Source organism: Mycobacterium gordonae, assembly GCF_017086405.1.
Taxonomy (GTDB): Bacteria; Actinomycetota; Actinomycetes; order Mycobacteriales; family Mycobacteriaceae; genus Mycobacterium; species Mycobacterium gordonae_D.
Genome location: NZ_CP070973.1, coordinates 5,176,126 through 5,192,537, shown reverse-complemented (window position 1 = coordinate 5,192,537; position 16,412 = coordinate 5,176,126). Strand labels below are relative to the sequence as shown.

The 16,412-nt window shown below is 66.4% G+C and carries 11 protein-coding genes; 5 read left to right on the top strand and 6 right to left on the bottom strand.

All coding sequences use genetic code 11. The annotated features are described in order from the left end of the window. Positions 1-11: 11 nt before the first annotated feature. Together JX552_RS33465 and eccD (JX552_RS21965) are read right to left on the bottom strand one after the other, a co-directional pair. A complete protein-coding gene (locus JX552_RS33465) occupies positions 12-143 on the bottom strand; it encodes a hypothetical protein (RefSeq protein ID WP_277396003.1) in 132 nt (43 codons plus the stop codon). A gap of 107 nt (positions 144-250) precedes the next feature. Continuing rightward, positions 251-1,738 carry a type VII secretion integral membrane protein EccD gene (gene eccD / locus JX552_RS21965; RefSeq protein WP_205873986.1) on the bottom strand — a complete coding sequence of 496 codons (1,488 nt, stop codon included), beginning with the start codon at positions 1,736-1,738 and terminating at the stop codon, positions 251-253. Positions 1,739-1,840: 102 nt separating this feature from the next. Here eccD (JX552_RS21965) and eccCa point away from each other — a divergent pair, with 102 nt between their 5' ends. The 5 genes from eccCa (at position 1,841) to JX552_RS21940 (ending at position 13,572) form a co-directional block, all read left to right on the top strand. After that, complete coding sequence (gene eccCa / locus JX552_RS21960) at positions 1,841-5,854, top strand: type VII secretion protein EccCa (protein ID WP_205873985.1); 4,014 nt, start codon at positions 1,841-1,843, stop codon at positions 5,852-5,854. Continuing rightward, the gene (gene eccD / locus JX552_RS21955) at positions 5,851-7,317 is read left to right on the top strand and encodes a type VII secretion integral membrane protein EccD (RefSeq protein WP_241010676.1); all 1,467 of its coding nucleotides are present in this window, start codon (positions 5,851-5,853) and stop codon (positions 7,315-7,317) included. The genes eccCa and eccD (JX552_RS21955) overlap by 4 nt, the downstream gene beginning before the upstream one ends. Beyond that, positions 7,317-8,702 (top strand): type VII secretion-associated serine protease mycosin, encoded by a 1,386-nt coding sequence (gene mycP, locus JX552_RS21950; protein WP_241010675.1) that lies wholly within the window; start codon positions 7,317-7,319, stop codon positions 8,700-8,702. Before eccD (JX552_RS21955) ends, mycP begins: the two co-directional genes overlap by 1 nt. An 88-nt stretch (positions 8,703-8,790) precedes the next feature. Then, complete coding sequence (locus tag JX552_RS33460; protein WP_277396002.1) at positions 8,791-11,883, top strand: nucleotide-binding protein; 3,093 nt, start codon at positions 8,791-8,793, stop codon at positions 11,881-11,883. Between the two features lie 48 nt (positions 11,884-11,931). Next, positions 11,932-13,572 carry an outer membrane protein assembly factor BamB family protein gene (locus tag JX552_RS21940; protein ID WP_205873984.1) on the top strand — a complete coding sequence of 547 codons (1,641 nt, stop codon included), beginning with the start codon at positions 11,932-11,934 and terminating at the stop codon, positions 13,570-13,572. A gap of 265 nt (positions 13,573-13,837) precedes the next feature. Here JX552_RS21940 and JX552_RS21935 read toward each other — a convergent pair whose 3' ends face one another. The 4 genes from JX552_RS21935 to JX552_RS21920 form a co-directional block, all read right to left on the bottom strand. Beyond that, positions 13,838-14,134, bottom strand: a complete 297-nt coding sequence (locus JX552_RS21935) for a hypothetical protein (RefSeq protein ID WP_205873983.1) — start codon at positions 14,132-14,134, stop codon at positions 13,838-13,840. Positions 14,135-14,151: 17 nt separating this feature from the next. After that, on the bottom strand, positions 14,152-14,427 hold the full coding sequence (locus tag JX552_RS21930) for a hypothetical protein (RefSeq protein WP_205873982.1): 276 nt from the start codon (positions 14,425-14,427) through the stop codon (positions 14,152-14,154). 67 nt (positions 14,428-14,494) lie between these two features. Then, positions 14,495-15,313: an ESX secretion-associated protein EspG gene (locus JX552_RS21925; protein WP_205873981.1), complete on the bottom strand. Its 819-nt coding sequence runs from the start codon at positions 15,311-15,313 to the stop codon at positions 14,495-14,497. Then, on the bottom strand, positions 15,310-16,386 hold the full coding sequence (locus JX552_RS21920) for a PPE domain-containing protein (protein WP_205873980.1): 1,077 nt from the start codon (positions 16,384-16,386) through the stop codon (positions 15,310-15,312). Before JX552_RS21920 ends, JX552_RS21925 begins: the two co-directional genes overlap by 4 nt. Between the last annotated feature and the right edge of the window lie 26 nt (positions 16,387-16,412).

Genomic DNA, 16,412 nt, shown 5'->3' with positions numbered 1-16,412 from the left:
CCCCGCCTGGTTCAGGTCGCCGAGTTCAGGTCACCCATCGACAACAATTGGGTGCCCACCCTGTCCGACAACGACGGGCCACCGGGCGTTGTGTTGTCCGAGTGCTCATAGGCGTCAGCAGCACAACGAATTGACTGTGCCATCTCGTCAAAGCGACCCCGAACAACTCTGACGGAGCTAATCACCGGCCAGGCCAAAGCTATCCCGAAGGCAAACAGAAAAGGCGAGATCTGACCCGCCGCGTCGGCGATCACAACCGCAGCTCGCGGAACACCGCGTAGAGGCGAACGATCCAGAAACACAGCGGGAATACCATGACGATCGCGAGGTATTCCAGGATCTCCACCTGGCGGCGCATCACCGGTGAGAACTCCAGCCGCGGCGCGATGACACCGCAGGCGATCATCAACACCATCAGCACTACCAGCGCCAGTGTGGCGTAGAGCTGCCAGCCGTCGAGGTCAGCCGCCGTCTTGACGATGGAGAGCACCGCGATCGTCACCCCGGCGGCGATGAGCGTCGCGGACTGCACCAGATCGTGGTGGCTGCGTCCGCGCAGACACAGCACCGTGGCCACCGCGGCTGCGAAAACCGTTCCTTGCCAATAGAATCCGCTGCGCAGATCAAGGGCCAGGTAGCAGCCGGCGATCGCGGTGATCGCGGTCGCGGCCAGGATGCCGGTCAGGTACTGGCTGGCCCGCCGGACCCGTACGATCATCCCCTCCTCGGTAGGGATGACCTGTTTGCCGACGGCTTTGACACCCTCGACGGTGGTCCCACCCTGGGTCTCGATGTCATCCAGCGGCTCGCCGGCCGTGGGCACCCGCGGTACCGGCAGCTTGGCCAACACGATGGTCACCCGGGGCGACAGGTAGACGACGATCACCGACACCGTCGCCAGCACCGCTCCGACGGCGCGCGGCGCCGGGTCCCACAAGAGGTCGGCCACGCCGGCGGTACCGCCGATCACCGCCAGCGAGATCACCGCGCTGTGCAGAGCCCGACCGCGGCCGGTGATCAGCAGCACCAGCAGCGAAGCGAGCCCGGTCAGGCCGAACGCCATCGGTAGCGCCTTCACACCGAAGCCGTCGGGAACCACGTACAGCGCGCCGCCGAACAGCAGCGGGGTGGCCGCCGCGGCCATCCACTCCGAGCGCCGCGCGCCCGCCGAACGGTGTGCGATCACGCAGGCGGCTAGCACGGCCGCGACGCCGACACCGAGCGCTGTCGCGGGCACGTAGAACTCGCCGGCGTGGCTCGGCAGCAGGAAAGCGGCGGTAAGGGTGGCGGCCAGTCCGACCCCGAAACAGGTGACCAGGCGTGCGTCCTGGGAGAGCCAGCCGAGCGTCGGGCGGCCGGGCTCGTCCACCGGCGCTTCCTCGATGTCGTCGAACAGCATCGGGCGCGCGGGCTGATCGATCTCCCGGATCACCAGCAAGTCGCCGTCGTAAATGTTGGCTTCGCTCAGTGAGCGGCCAGGGTCGATCGCGTCGTCACCGAGACGGGCCAAGGTCCACTTCCCCTCGGTGGAGTCGAACATCAGGTCGTCACCGCCCGGGTGTGCCGCGAGCTGCTCGTTGGCGATATCGATCACGTCTTCGATGAACGCGGCAATGCTGGTGTTGGCCGGTAGTCCCACGTCAAGCCGCAGATTGCCGACCACCAAGGTGACCCGGCTGAGCGTGGGCTCGGCCTCAGCTTCTGCGTCTAATTCAGACAGCGACGGCGGTAGAGTCATCGCTGTCGGCCTCCTGCGGGTTGTGTCATTTGCTGGTGACATTACCTAGGCGCCGAGGGGCAAATCTGAGCCAATTGTTCGGGGAGTTCAGGGGAGGTGGCGTTGAGCACGCAGGGCTTCGTGCGTCGCCTGCGGGTTTCGCCGCCGCGAATGCCTGGCGGTGAAGTCAACCTGCAACCGCCACCCGAGGTGCCGCGGGTCATCCCCGGCAACCTGCTGATGAAACTCCTGCCATTCGTGATGATCGTCGCCGTCGTCGGGATGATCGCGCTCATGGTGACCGTCGGGGGCCGGGATCTGATGAAGAACCCGATGTTCTTGATCTTCCCCATGATGATGGTCATGTCGATGGCCGGCATGTTCCTCGGCGGTGGTGGCCGCTCCGGCAAGGCCGCCGCCGAACTCGACGAGGAACGCAAGGACTACTTCAGCTACCTGGCCAATCTGCGCGACGACGCCGATATGACCGGCGCGGACCAGCGCACTGCGCTGGAGTGGAGCCACCCGGATCCACGCGCGCTGGCCGACGTAGTGGGCACCCGCCGCATGTGGGAGCGACGCACCACCGACAACGACTTCTGCCATGTCCGGGTGGGTATCGGCACCCACCGCCTGGCGACCCGGCTGTTGGCGCCGGAAACCGGCCCGCCCGAGGATTTGGAACCTGTGTCTACGGTGGCCCTGCGCCGGTTCGTCAAGACCCACTCGGTGGTGCACGCCTTGCCCACCGCGGTATCGCTGCGCGCCTTCCCGGCGATCACCTTCGAGGGTGACCGGAAGTTGGCGCGGCAGCTGGTGCGCTCGATGATCTTGGAGCTGTGCGCATTTCACGGACCCGACCATGTGCAGGTCGCGGTGGTGACGGTCAACCCGGACGGCGAGAACTGGAGCTGGGTCAAGTGGTTGCCGCACGCCCAGCACACGACGGCCCGGGACGGCATGGGTTCGATGCGACTGTTGTTCCCCGGACTGGAACTGCTGGAACGGGCGCTGGCAACGGATCTGGGGGAGCGTGGCCGGTTCAGCCGAAACGCGGCGCCCACCAAGGGCCTCAAACACCTCGTGGTGGTGATCGACGACGGTTACATCACCGGAACTGAGCGTCTGGTCACCGACGCCGGCCTAGACAGCGTCACGCTGCTCGACCTCAACGGCGCCGACGCTCCGGCCAACCGACGCGGACTGCAACTCGTGGTGGAAGGCGACGACGTCGGTGCGCGGACCGCGGTCGGCGTCGAACGCTTCGCCACGCCGGATACGATCACCGTCGCCGAAGCCGAGGCGACGGCCCGCCGCATCGGCCGTTACCGGCTGGCCAGTGCCGCCCACATCGTGAACCTGGAGGCCGACGCACGCGCCACCGACCCGGGCCTGATGGCCCTGCTGAAGATTCCCGACGCCGCCGAGATCGTTCCCGAGCAGGTCTGGCGGAAACGTTCGCCCCGCGAACGGTTACGCGTGCCGATCGGATACACCCCCAACGGCCAGCCGCTGGAGCTGGACATCAAGGAGTCCGCCGAGTCCGGCATGGGACCGCACGGGCTGTGCATTGGCGCCACCGGTTCGGGCAAGTCAGAGTTTCTGCGCACGCTGGTGTTGTCGATGGTCACCTCGCACTCACCCGAGGTGCTGAACATGGTGCTGGTCGACTTCAAAGGTGGCGCGACGTTTCTCGGGCTGGAAGGGGTGCCGCACATCGCGGCGATCATCACCAACCTCGAGGACGAGCTGATCCTGGTCGACCGCATGCGCGACGCGCTGGCCGGTGAGCTGAACCGCCGCCAGGAGCTGTTGCGATCGGCCGGCAATTTTCCCAACGTCAACGAATACGAGCGAGCCCGGGCCAACGGCGCGGAACTCGATCCGCTGCCGGCGCTGTTCGTGATCGTCGACGAGTTCTCCGAACTGCTCTCGCAGAAACCGGATTTCGCGGAGTTGTTCGTGATGATCGGCCGGCTGGGCCGGTCGCTGCATGTGCATTTGCTGCTGGCCTCCCAGCGGCTCGAGGAAGGCAAGCTGCGCGGGTTGGATTCCCACCTGTCCTACCGGATCGCGCTCAAGACGTTTTCGGCCGGGGAGTCGCGCAGCGTGCTCGGTGCGCCGGATGCCTACCACCTGCCCAGCGTTCCGGGCTCGGCGTTCTTGAAATGCGATGCCTCCGAACCGGTTCGGTTCAACACCTGCTACGTTTCCGGCGAGTACGTCCGGCCGCGCCGCGCGCAAACCGGCCGCGGCAGGCAACTCGGCGCGCTGGCGCCGAAACTATTCACGGCGACACCGGTCAAGAAGGATGCGACGCCGGCAGCCCCGGCGATCGAACACGACGCTCCCAGCGTTTCGACCTCTCCGGTTCGGACCACTCTGCTCGACGTCGTGGTGTCGCGGCTACGGGGTCACGGGCGCCCGGCCCACGAGGTGTGGTTACCGCCGCTGGACGAGAGTCCCGCGGTGAATCAGCTTCTGGCGGATGCGGATTGGTCTGCACCGGAGAATCTTGACGGGCGGTTGTGGCTACCGATGGGTGTGGTGGACCGGCCCTACGATCAGCGTCGCGACGTGTTGATGGTGGACCTGTCCGGCGCGCAGGGCAACGTGGCGGTGGTGGGCGGGCCGCAGTCGGGCAAGTCGACCGCGTTGCGCACCCTGATCATGTCGGCCGCGGCCACCCACACTCCCGAGCAGGTGCAGTTCTTCTGCTTGGATTTCGGTGGCGGCACGCTGGCGAGCCTGGTCAACCTGCCGCACGTCGGCGGCGTCGCCGGCCGGATGGACGCCGACGGGATCCGGCGCACCGTGGCGGAGGTGGCCGGGGTGCTGCGGGCCCGGGAGGTGCGCTTCCGCGATCTGGGCATCGAATCGATGCGCGACTTCCGGCAGCGCAAAGCGCACCTGGCGACCCTGCCACCAGAGGTGGCCGCGCGGGATCCGCTGAGTCAGGACAAATTCGGCGACCTCTTCCTGGTGATCGACGGCTGGGCCTCGATCCGCAGCGACTTCGAGATCCTGGAGCCGACCCTCAACTCGCTTGCTGTCCAAGGGCTTTCGTACGGCATACATCTGGTGATCTCGGCGACGCGGTGGATGGAGATGCGCGCCGCGGTCAAGGACATGCTCGGCACCCGCATCGAGCTGAAGTTAGGTGACGCGCTGGACAGCGATGTGGGACGCAGGTTCAACGAACTGATCCCGGTCGGCCGGCCCGGCCGCGGCATGAGTCACGAACGGCTGCACATCCTGATCGCGCTGCCGCGCTTGGATTCCAGTTCGGGGGTCGAGGACCTGCCGGACGGGGTGGCCGCCGCGGTCAAGGCGATGCGCGCGCACTACGGCAAACGCCAAGCGCCGCGGGTGCGGATGCTGCCACACAAAGTCGACCGCGCGGCGGTGGTCCGAGTGGCGCGTTCGGCCGGAATGCTGGGCAAGGCCCGTTTAGCCATCGGCATCAACGAGGCCGAATTGATGCCTGTCGTGCTGGATTTCGACGCACAGCCGCATCTTGTGGTGTTCGGTGAAGCGGAGTGCGGGAAGACCGGCCTGTTGCGCAACATCGCCACCGGCCTGATGGAGAACGCGACCCCCGAACAGTGCAAGATCGTGCTGGTCGACTACCGTCGCTCCATGCTGGGTGTGGTCGCCAACGACTATCTGGGTGGGTACGCCACGGCATCCCAGTCCTGTACGGAGTTGATGAGCGCTCTCGCCGAGACGTTGCGGAAGCGGATCCCGCCCAGCGACATCACCCAGCAGCAGCTCAAAGAGCGTTCGTGGTGGTCCGGTCCGGACATCTTCGTCATGGTCGACGATTACGACCTCGTGGCGACCGGATCCATGAGCAGCCCGTTGAGCCCGCTGGTCGAATTCCTGCCGCAGGCGCGTGATATCGGCCTGCGCGTCGTGGTCGCCCGACGGATCGGGGGCGCCGGGCGCGCGATGATGGACCCGTTCGTCGGCCGGATGAAGGATCTGTCCTGCAATGCGTTGGTAATGAGCGGAACCAAAGACGAAGGGTCGCTGTTCGGGTACAAGGCCACCGAAATGCCTCCGGGCCGCGGAATGCTGATCTCCCGCACCGCCAGAAGCGGCGTGATCCAGCTGTCCAGAATGGCGGACTTGTGACCGGCGTCAGTGAGCTGAGACGGGTCCGCGTGGTCTCGGCCGCACCCGACCACATCCGGGTGTCGGTTTTCGGAGGCCGGACGCAGCTGGACATCGCTCTGCCCCTTGACGTTCCGGTGTCAAGCTTCGTCCCGGAAGTGGCCCGTCTGGTCAGTTCCCGCGACACCGACGAGGAGACGAAAGACGAACGACGCACATTCTGGGTGCTCAGCCGAGTTGACGGGGATGCCGAGCTACGACCCGATCAGACGTTGCGCGACGCCGGGGTGGCCGGCGGGGAACTGCTGCGTCTTTCGCCGCGACAGGCGCTGACGCCGCCCACCCTCTACGACGACGTGGTGGACGCGGTCGGCCGATTGAACAAGGCGGCCTACGCCGCCTGGGATTCGGTGTCCGCGCGCTGGATGGCCTTCGTCGGAGTTCATCTTGCCGCCGTCGCGATCGTGTACTGCCTGATCGGCCGGACCGGCGTGGTGAACTTCTCTGTGATCGTCGGGGTGGCCGGCGCGGCGGTGCTGGCGCTGGTCGGAGGTGCCACGATGGCGCACCGCTCGTACCGGTTGGACGACGTGGCCGCCGCGTTGGGGTGGGCGGCCATCCCGGTCACGGCCGGGATCACCTTCGCTTTGCTGGGCCGGTACGGGTATTTCGGCCTGGCTGGTGCCTGCGGAGCGGTGATGGTGCTGTGTGTCCTGTACGACCGGGTGATCGGGACCGGGCACTGGGCGTATCTGGCCGGTGCGTTGACGTTCGGTCTGGTCGGCGTCGCGTTGGTGAGCCGAGGTCTGCATGCACGTGCCGACATCGTCTTCGGGACTGCGTCGGTGGTGGTGATCCTGGGCTGCCTGTCGGTGAGACGGTTGACATTGCGGTTGGGACGATTCGAGACGCCGACCGTCACCGTCGAAACCAAGCGTGAGGACTGGGATTTCGAGAATCCATTCGAACCTACCGCCGCGAGCGACAACGGCCACTCGGGTACGGCGATGCCGACAGCGGAGGCGGTGTGGAACAGGGCTGCATCGGCTGCCATCACGCGGTCCGGGCTGCTCACCGGATTGGCTGCGGCTGCAGCGGTTTTCGTGACCGCGCTGCTGCGCGAACGCATTGTTGTGGACTGGGCCGCGTTCGCCTTCGCGCTGACGGTCGCCGCGGTGCTGGCGTTGCGCGGTCGCACGTTCGGCACCTGGTTCGAGCGTGGCGCGGTGGCGCTGCCTGCCATCGTCATCCTGGTCACTACCTGCGTGATGGCGCAGAGCGGACCTGATCCCGTGGCGCTGGCAGCGCTCGGCGTACTCTTGGCCGTCGCGGTGGCTGCCGCGGTGTCCGGCGTCGTCACGCCCGCCGGCGGTGCGCCGCACCGGCTCGTCACGTTCCTCTCCTACCTTGACTATCTCGCCGTCGGATCGCTGATTCCATTGGCGCTGTGGGTGGTAGGTGTGTATCAGCGCCTGGGATTCTGATGAATCGGCTCGTAGCGCTGTTGGCTGCCGCGATGATTGCGGGTTTGTCCATCCCGGTGCCGGCCTGGGCGATCCGACCGCCGGTGGTGGAACCCGGGCCGCCGCCCAACGGGCCGCTCGGACCCATCGAGCCGACCGACCTCAAAGCGATCTGCGGCATACCGACCGGGGTGCTGCCGCAGACCGACTTCACCCTGCAGACCAGTGCCGAAGTCATGCTCAACTACACCGACGCCTGGCGCTTCTCCCGCGGCGCCGGGCAGAAGGTCGCGGTGATCGACACCGGCGTCAACCGGCACCCGCGGCTGCCGCTGTTGGAGGGCGGCGGCGACTACGTGTCCAGCACCGACGGGCTGCAGGACTGCGACGCCCACGGAACCCTGGTGGCCGGACTCATCGCCGGTGCGCCCAGTCCCGCCGATGGCTTCGCGGGGGTGGCGCCCGAGGCGACCATCCTTTCGATCCGGCAGAACAGCACCGTGTATGGAGTCAAAGAGGGCGGCTCCGGCCAGAACAACGACCCTAACGCCACCTCGCCCGGCTACGGCAACACCATTACGCTCGCGTATGCCATCACGCGGGCGGTCAGCCTGGGCGCCACCGTCATCAACCTGTCCGAGGTGGCCTGCAGTCCGGTCGGGGGCGGCCTGGACGACGCTCTGCTCGGGCGCGCGGTGCGCTTCGCCTACGAACACAATGTGGTAGTGGTGGCCGCGGCCGGCAACTTCAACAACCAGGGCCTGTGCAAGATCCAGAACGCGATGCCCGATCCCAACATGCCACTGAGGAGCGGTTGGGATTCGGTGCGCACCATCGCCAGCCCGGCCTGGTTCAGCGACTACGTGCTGACCGTCGGTGCGCTGACGACGTCGGGGGAGCCTGCCGACTTCAGTCTGCGTGGGCCCTGGGTGGGCGTCGCGGCGCCGGGTGAGCGGATCATCTCGCTGGACTCCGGCGGCCCCGGGCTGATCAACGCTGTGATGAGCCAGCAGGGTCTGGCGCCGATCAACGGCACCAGTTTCGCGGCGCCGTTCGTGTCCGGGGTGGTGGCCCTGATCCGCTCGCGCTTTCCCGAGCTGAACGCCGGTCAGGTGATCGATCTGGTCAAGCGCACCGCCCACACGCCGGGGGCCGGCCCGAACGAAGCGACCGGTTATGGCGTCGTCGACCCGGTCGCCGCATTGACCTATCGCATGCCGCCGGCGAACCAGATGCCCAACCCGGAGGCGGCGACGCCGATCGCGGGACGGCCCCACGCCGACCCGGGCAGCCAGCGCGCCCGGCTCATCGTGTTGTGGGTTACGGCTGGTGCTGTCGCGTTGGCCGCCGTGGCGTGGGCTGTCTCGGTCGCCAGACGGCGACGGGAGTCAGGTCCGGTGAACTAATTGCGCTTATCGAACCGAAAATTATGCGTTTAGTGCTACGTAGAATTGAATACGGCGAATAACCAGCTATTCAGAAGGGGGGACGAGAATGTCGAAGCAAACGCCGGACGAGGACGAACGCGGGTCGCTCGCGCGTCCTCCCTGGTTGCCGGGGGAAAAGCAGCGCCGACGAGTTCAGCTTGGCCGCGGCAATCGGCGCGAGGACGCCGACGAGCGTCGGGCTGACAAAGGCAAAAAAGTCGCGGATCGGTTGGCAGGCGGCGCCGAGGACACCCCGGGACCGGCAAAGCGGGAGCGCGTTCCGGTGGTTCGGCATCGTCCAGAAGCCGAGCCCGGATCTACCTCGACGCCGGCGGATGATTCGCCGGAGTCACGGCCCAAGCGGGTCGCCGTGCCGTTCGACCCCATCCGGCGTCTGCAGCAAATGGAGCCCGAGCCGGTTGCGCCTGTCTCCGAGCTTCCGGTGGAGCCGGAGCATCCGGCGCCTGATGTGCCGATGGCTGAGGTTGCCGACGCATCACCGGTCGAGGAACCGGAACCGCCGCCCGCCGTGGAGCCGTCGCCGGCTGCGGAGGAGCCGTTGCCCGATACAGACGAGTCGCCACCCGCTGCGGAGCTTTACTCCGATGCCGAAGCATCTCCCGAATCGGTGGAGTGGGCGCCCGAAGCGCTCACACGGCTGGAATGGCAATACGATTCGTTGCTCGCCGAGTCGCTGGTGATACCCGAGGCCGCTGTCGAGGTAGCGGGGGAACCTGAATCCGAGGCGGTTGTCGAAGCGCCGACGACGATCGATGCTGGCAATCAAGCGGATTCAGAGCCTGAGCATCCTGACATGGTGCAGGAACCAGAACCTCCCGCCGATGTTGTGGCGGGACCTGAGCGGCCGGTGCACCCGCAGTATTCAGTTGAACCTGTTGCGCCGGTTGAAGTTTCGGACTTCGATATTGAGCGAGACGTTGAGCTTCCGGAAGAGCCTGAACTGCCGGCGGAGCTCGAACCGGCCGTTGAGGATTCGACTGAGCCCGAGTGGTTTTCCGAGTTGTTGGTGGAGCCGGAGCGTGCTCCTGAGCCGGTGGAGGCGGAGTCCTTTGAACCCGTGCCGGTTTCTACCGAGCGGCTTTGGGAACCACGGGTGTCAACCGAACCCGAGCCGACCGTTGAGGTTTCAGAGGAGCCCGAGTGGGTTTGCGAGTTGGCGGAGGAGTCGGACAGCGCTGCTGAGCCCGTGGACGCCGAGCGGGTCGAGCAGCCACCCGCGGAACTCGAACCCGTGCCGGTTTCCACCGAGCGACTGTGGGAACCGCCGCCGCCGGAGCCCGAGCCACCCGTTGTGGTCGATGTCGAGTCGGAGACGCCGGCCGATGAATCCGAACCTGCCGAACTGGACGAGATTGAGTTGAGAGCCGCGGCCTTACTTGAGCAGATGGCTGTCAAGAGGGCACAGGCTACGATGGCCCCGCAAGAATCGGAGGTTCAACCCATCACCGACGATCCAGCGGATGCGGCAGCTTCGGACCGGCCTCCCGCCGAAAGTACCAATGACGCTGAGGCGGAAGCTGTTTCGTCGGCCCACGACGAGCCGGACCTCGAGCCCATCAGCGACGAAGCGCCGACCGACGATGCCGTGCCAACACAATGGCTGCCGACCGACCTCGTCGGCGGTGCTGCCGCACCCGAGTACTCACCGGTCAACGACCCCGACATCGTGTCACCACCTGACCCGGTAACCGCGGATGAACAGGCCGACGACGCCGTCGTTACCCAGGCCGAATCCCTGTTACCCCAGCAGGGCACCGGCGCTGCGCCCGCCGCCGAGCAACGCAGCAAAGGGCCTCGACGGCCGGCGCAGCCCCCATGGCAGACGCCCAGCTCTGCCATGGCAGCGGAGATAGAAGAAGTGGTGTTGGACGTTCCGGTGCCGCAGCATGAGCCCGCGCCGGCGCCCGAACAACACCAGCCGCCAACACCACACGGTCCGTCAGCTTCCAGCCCGCAACCGCCGGTGCAGACCAGAAAGAGACCGCGCCCGAGCGGGCGACCCCCTTGGCCGCCACCGCCGCCACCGGGCCCTTTCCCGCCGCCGCCCTGGTGGCCGGGCCCACCACCCGGTCAGGGACTTCCGCCGAAAGCACGTCCGGCGGCGTCAGCCCAACCGCCGCGGGCACCGCAGCCGGTGCCGCCGCCGGGCCGTCCGCAACCACCCCTCGGAGGTCCGCCGCAGGGCTACCAGCCGTTCCGGGTCCCGCCCTCCATCGACGAGGCGGAGATCACCAACCCGGATCGTTTTGCGCCACCGTCAGGTTGGCGTCGCGCGGTACATAAAGCCACAGGGGGCCACGTCAATCCGGGTGCCTCCCGCAAGGAGCGCCAGCAGGATCATCTGCTCGCTGAGATCCGGCAGCCGATCGTCGGGGACTTCCGCATCGCCGTGCTCTCGATCAAGGGCGGGGTCGGAAAGACCACCACCACGTTCGGGCTGGGCTCGGCACTGGCGACGGTGCGTCACGACCGGGTGATCGCCGTCGATGCAAACCCGGACCGCGGCACCCTGGGGGAGCGCGTCGGTGACACATCGACGCAATCGACCGTCCGTGACCTGCTGTCGGATCCGAACATCAACCGCTACGCCGACGTTCGCAATCACACCCTGATGGCGACCAGCCGGCTGGAAGTTCTTGCCAGTGAACAAGATCCGGCAGTGTCCGAAGTGTTCGGCGCTGACGATTACCGGCGCACGGTGGACATCCTGCGGCACTACTACAACATCATCCTGACCGACTGCGGCACCGGCATCATGCATTCGGCGATGTCTGCGGTCCTCGACCTGGCGCACACCATCGTGCTGGTGAGCTCACCGGCGATCGACGCCGCGCGCAGCGCCTCGGCCACCCTGGATTGGCTGATGCAGCACGGACATTCGGGGCTGGTCCGGGAGGCGCATGTGGTGCTGAGTGCTTCACGCCCGGGTTCGGCGGCCCTCAAGCTGGACAAGGTGTACGAACACTTCCAATCACGTTGCCGTTCCATCCATCTCATTCCGTTCGACCCGCACCTGGCTGAAGGCGCCGACGTCGACTTCGGCCGGCTGAACCCCGCCACCAGGCAGGCCTACCTCGAACTGGCTGGGTCGGTGGCGGAGAACTTCGGGCGGCTGCGGGTGCCGCGCGAACAGTCTTGAGGCTGGTTCGGTGGTCCCTCGCACGCGCAAGGTAGGGCGTGTCGGTTCATGGTGACCTCTGAGGAAGAAACGCCGGTGATGCCGCGGCTCTGGCGCCTGCGCAGGTTGCTGACGAGCGTCGGCGTGGGCGCTGTGTGGGCGGCGGTCAGCGTCGCGGTCGTCTCTCCGGTGTTCGCCGTAACGAGCGACAGCCCTCCACGACCGTCTGCCATGGCCGGATTTGTCGCCATCTGGGTGTTCATCTTGCTGTTGCTTGCGGCGGCGACACATCGGTCGGGCAGGGTGGCGTTAGCCAAGTTCCTCGGTGTGGTCGCCGTGGCCGCAGCTGCGTGGGGCCTCTGGGACGTTAGGGCATGCTTTGGATCCCGCGCTGAGCTTCCGTTGGTGCCCGTCTCAACCGGAGGCGCCGTCATGGTGGCGGCCGCGATGATAGCGGCCACGACAGCCGCGGTCTTGGGCCTGGTTCTTTCAGCCTTCCTTCGGCACGTCGACGCGCGAACGGCGGTGTGTGCATACCTGGTCGTGCTGATCGGCGTTTCGGCCCTGATCCACCATGTGTTGGAGGATTATCGCGCGCGCCTATGGCATCCCGGGCACACCGCCGCCGCTGCGCCGGCCGCCTCGCTGCCCGATAGGATCGGCCCGGCCCGGTACCGGCTTCCGCTTCTGGACAAATACGGGGCATCCACCGTGCTCCCCGCGGGTAACGGCTTCATCGTCCGTAGCAGCGAAGAAGTGACCGCGTACGACGGCCCGACCGGGGCCTTGCGCTGGCGCGCAAAGGATTTTGGCGAATATCGACTTTCGACCGTCGAAGTGGTTCGGCGTGATCTGCACGATACGACGGGGATCGTGGTGCTCTTCTTTGATGCCGCCGTTGTTGCGCTCGACGGCAGCTCGGGTGCGGTGGTGTGGCGCCGCCATTACAGCGGTCGGGTGATCGCGTCGAGCGCGTCAGTTGACGGATTGGGCATCGCGGTCGATGACGACAGGCCAGCACCCGATAGACGCACGATGGTTTATTCCCTGGGGCCCGCGAACGGCGAACTCCGATGGCGTAAAGGCGCTCCATGTAGCCATCCGACCGGTGCCATGGCAATTCCGGGACAGTTGGGCTTCCGCTGCGAAGGAACCCCGTCGATTATCGACGCGCACAACGGAAACATCGTCACCATCTCAGCGCTGAAGCTGAAGCCGTACGAGTTCGTAGCGGGCAGCGACGTCTATCTGGCACGGATCGATGCCGGCCGGTCCGACGGGGCAGGCGCAGACACCGGACTCATTGTCATCGATCCGACGGGGCGGATCATCGATCAAATCTCCGGTCTTTACGCTATTTCCACGCCCGCTGATGGCCGTCTGCTCTTGTACGACGGCCGGGATAATTGGACGCTGCGCGATTATCACCAGGGCAAATCCACGCCGGTGCCGATTCACTTGACGAAGCACCCAGAATTTCTCTCCGAGCTGAAGACTACATGGCTCAAACACCGCCTCGTATTCTTCGGCTTGGACGAATCGCAGCCGGTGCTCGTCATCGACCCGGAAACGCGGACTACCGAAACTGTCGGCATCGAGAGGATTTGTCCGTTTCAAGAGGCTATTCGACGCCTGCAGGCTGTCGCGGGTGCTGTAATCGCAGAGTGCGGCGAGAACGATCTTGTGGGACTAGTGCCGGCGGCCTTCTAGTAGTGTGGACCGCCGGACCGACGTGAAATGCGCCCGAAGGTAATTGTCAGACAAGTGCGGGGAAGTTTCTCCGTCCGCAACGCGAAGAGCACTTCCTGCGGGAGATGCGGAGTATTAGCCACCGCTACACCCTGGCGTGTCGGGTCAGCCCGGGGTGCCCAACAGAGGTGCTATGCCCGATCTCCTTCACGCGTCCGCGAATAGCCGATAGCCCGGACTCACCGAAACCGGTGAGTCCGGGCCGCGGTCGAAACCGCAACAGCGGTCAGCAGCTGATGTTGGCCGCTTGGCTGTTGTCGAGGTCCTGAACCTGCTGGTTCTGGTCGACGGCGCGCGCCCTGGTGGTGTGCAGATCGTTGATGATCTCGTCCATCTCGTTGGAGAACTGCGTACGCAGTGCGTGGATCTCTTCCGGGGCGTGGCCCGTGTAGGCCCCCGAGGTAAGCGCGTTGAACAGTTGGTCGACTTCGTTGCGCATCTGCTCGGCGTCGGAGGTGATGCTGCCGATCAGGTCCAGCGATTCGTAGTTCGCGGCGAAGTTGTACTTGATGTTGTGCGTCATGATCGTCTCCTGAATTCCTAGCCGTCGAGGTTCTGGTGGGCCTGGATGTACTGCATCGAGCTTTCCGCGAGATTCTTTGTCCGCATCTGAATTTGCGTGAGGTGCTCAAGGTGCTCGGTCATGCGGCCGTGGAACAGTTGAGCCTGGTTGCCCGCCCAGTTCGCGCCGACCATGAGACCGACTTCGTCTTCCATCTTGCGCAGCAGCCGGTCGGTCTCGACCAAGTGCTCGTGAATTGACTTGACCTGCGGCGGTGCGTCTTCGGTGACTTCGAACTGCCCTGGAACTGCCATTATCTCTCCTTGATCATGTGCCCTGAATCGCCGGACACGATGGGTCTGGTCTCATCGAAATACCGTGCTAAACCAATGACGCCTCCCACTGGTCCGTCGATAGCTCGACAAGCTGCCTGATCGCCTGGCCGATCGAGTGATCCGATCCCGGCTTCAACGTGGTCCACAGTTGGCTGCTCGGGGACGCGCTCGGCGCCCCGACGATCCGGCCCTTCTTGGTATAGAACACCCCTACCGCCGCCGGGCGACGGGTGATCCGGTCCTGGTCGGGGCACAGGGCGTAGTACACGATTTCGGCGAATGCCATCCGGGACGACAATGCCGAGCCCAGCTCCATTGCCGCGCGAGGTTCGGCGCCCAAGGCGCGCACCCGGTCGGCGAGTAATCGCGCGTCGTGGGTGCCGATCAGGTTGCGGGTCACCGTCTCTGTCGGCGCACCGACCGGCGTGACCTGCGCCGCCTGGGCCCGCGGCAGCTGACCGATGAGCGCCTGGATGGCCCACGACAGACCCGCGGCGCCGTCGGCCACCTGCAGGCTGATGGTGTCGCCCACTCGTCGCGCCACCACACCCGAAGCGCCGCAACGCAATACGCATACCCGGGCGATGCCGTCCGGGGTCACCAGCCGCATCGCCAGCTCCCGCTCAGGCCGGCGCAGTGCTCGCAGTATCGGCACCAGGTCAGGCTCGATCACGCCGTCGGCGATCAGGCCGCGCGCGATGAGGCTGCGGGTGGCCGCGTCGAACGCTGCCTCAAGGGAGTCGACGTGTTCATACCTGGGCCGCACGTTCAGCACCGTGGGGAAGCCCTGCACCCCGACGCGCTCGCCGACGACCTGTAATTCATCGTCGGTCAGGGTGAAGCCGGACACCAGCGTGGCGGTCACAAGGTCACCTCCTGCTCGGCGCCGATCACCGGCGGGGACACCCACCGGTCGGACACCTGCTGCAGCGTCCGCTCGGGCTCCTCGGCAAAGCCTTCTGGCTGCTGCGGGTCGGGCGCGGCGAGGTCGTCGAAGATCGCGGTGTTCGGGCCCCAGCTGACGTGCGACACCTCAAACGGTGCGTCGCTCTGATGCGCGGCCGGCAACCAGGACTGGCCACCCTCGGACAGGCTGGCGCCGGGCTCGCCCGCACCTTCCAAAGTCCCTGCCTCGCGGAACGACTCGTAGGACTGGCCGCTGCCGTCTCGCCGGTGTCCACCCATCGGGGCGTAACCCGCGCCGCCGCGGCCCATTCCGCTGCCGCCGCCGGAGCCGTCGGATTTGAAGCTGGTCTTCTTGAGTTCCTTGGCCTCGGCACTGGGCGTGACCGGGGTGGCCAGCATGGGTGACAGCTGCCGCGCCGCGCCGCCGCCACCGCCGCCGCGCGATCCGCCGCGGGACTTGCCGTCCTTCTCGCCGTTGAGCGCAGCGGAATTGGTGACCTGTGGCGGAACCGGCTGTTCCCACGGCTGGGCGAGTTCGGCAACGGCATCCTCGTAGCGATGCATCACCGCCGCGGCGTCCGCCTGCTGCGCCGAGGCGGCCTCTTCGAACTCGGCGAAGTGGCCCTGCACGATCGCGCCGTTGTAGGCCGACAACGACGCCATCATGTCCTGGGCGGCTTTGGCTTCGACGGCCTCGGACACGCTGGGCATCGACAAGATGGCGACGGTGTTCGCGACGGCGGCTTCCTCGGCCCGCCGGCCATTGGCGGCGGCGCTCAGGCTAGCCGCCTGCAGCCACTTGCCGAACGTCTCCAGCTTCCGCACGGCGGCCTCGGAGGCGTTGCCTTCCCATGCGCCGCGGACACTTTCGACCAGCCGGTCGTAGTCGGCGGAGATCTTGGCGAACTCGTTGGCCACCCGAATCCAGGCGGCGCCGGCTTCACCGACGGAGGATGGGCCGGGGCCCTCGGTCAGATCGCGCGCGAGCTGCTCGGTGCTGCGCGATTCCCACACCACATTGGTGAATCCCATTGCCTCAACCCCCCTTTCGGTGTCTA

Coding starts and splice junctions, on each gene's coding strand:
- JX552_RS33460 (WP_277396002.1), top strand. CDS start 8,791: ATGTCGAAGCAAACGCCGGACGAGGACGAACGCGGGTCGCTCGCGCGT.
- JX552_RS21920 (WP_205873980.1), bottom strand. CDS start 16,386: ATGGGATTCACCAATGTGGTGTGGGAATCGCGCAGCACCGAGCAGCTC.
- mycP (WP_241010675.1), top strand. CDS start 7,317: ATGAATCGGCTCGTAGCGCTGTTGGCTGCCGCGATGATTGCGGGTTTG.
- eccD (WP_205873986.1), bottom strand. CDS start 1,738: ATGACTCTACCGCCGTCGCTGTCTGAATTAGACGCAGAAGCTGAGGCC.
- JX552_RS21935 (WP_205873983.1), bottom strand. CDS start 14,134: ATGACGCACAACATCAAGTACAACTTCGCCGCGAACTACGAATCGCTG.
- JX552_RS33465 (WP_277396003.1), bottom strand. CDS start 143: ATGGCACAGTCAATTCGTTGTGCTGCTGACGCCTATGAGCACTCGGAC.
- JX552_RS21930 (WP_205873982.1), bottom strand. CDS start 14,427: ATGGCAGTTCCAGGGCAGTTCGAAGTCACCGAAGACGCACCGCCGCAG.
- JX552_RS21940 (WP_205873984.1), top strand. CDS start 11,932: ATGGTGACCTCTGAGGAAGAAACGCCGGTGATGCCGCGGCTCTGGCGC.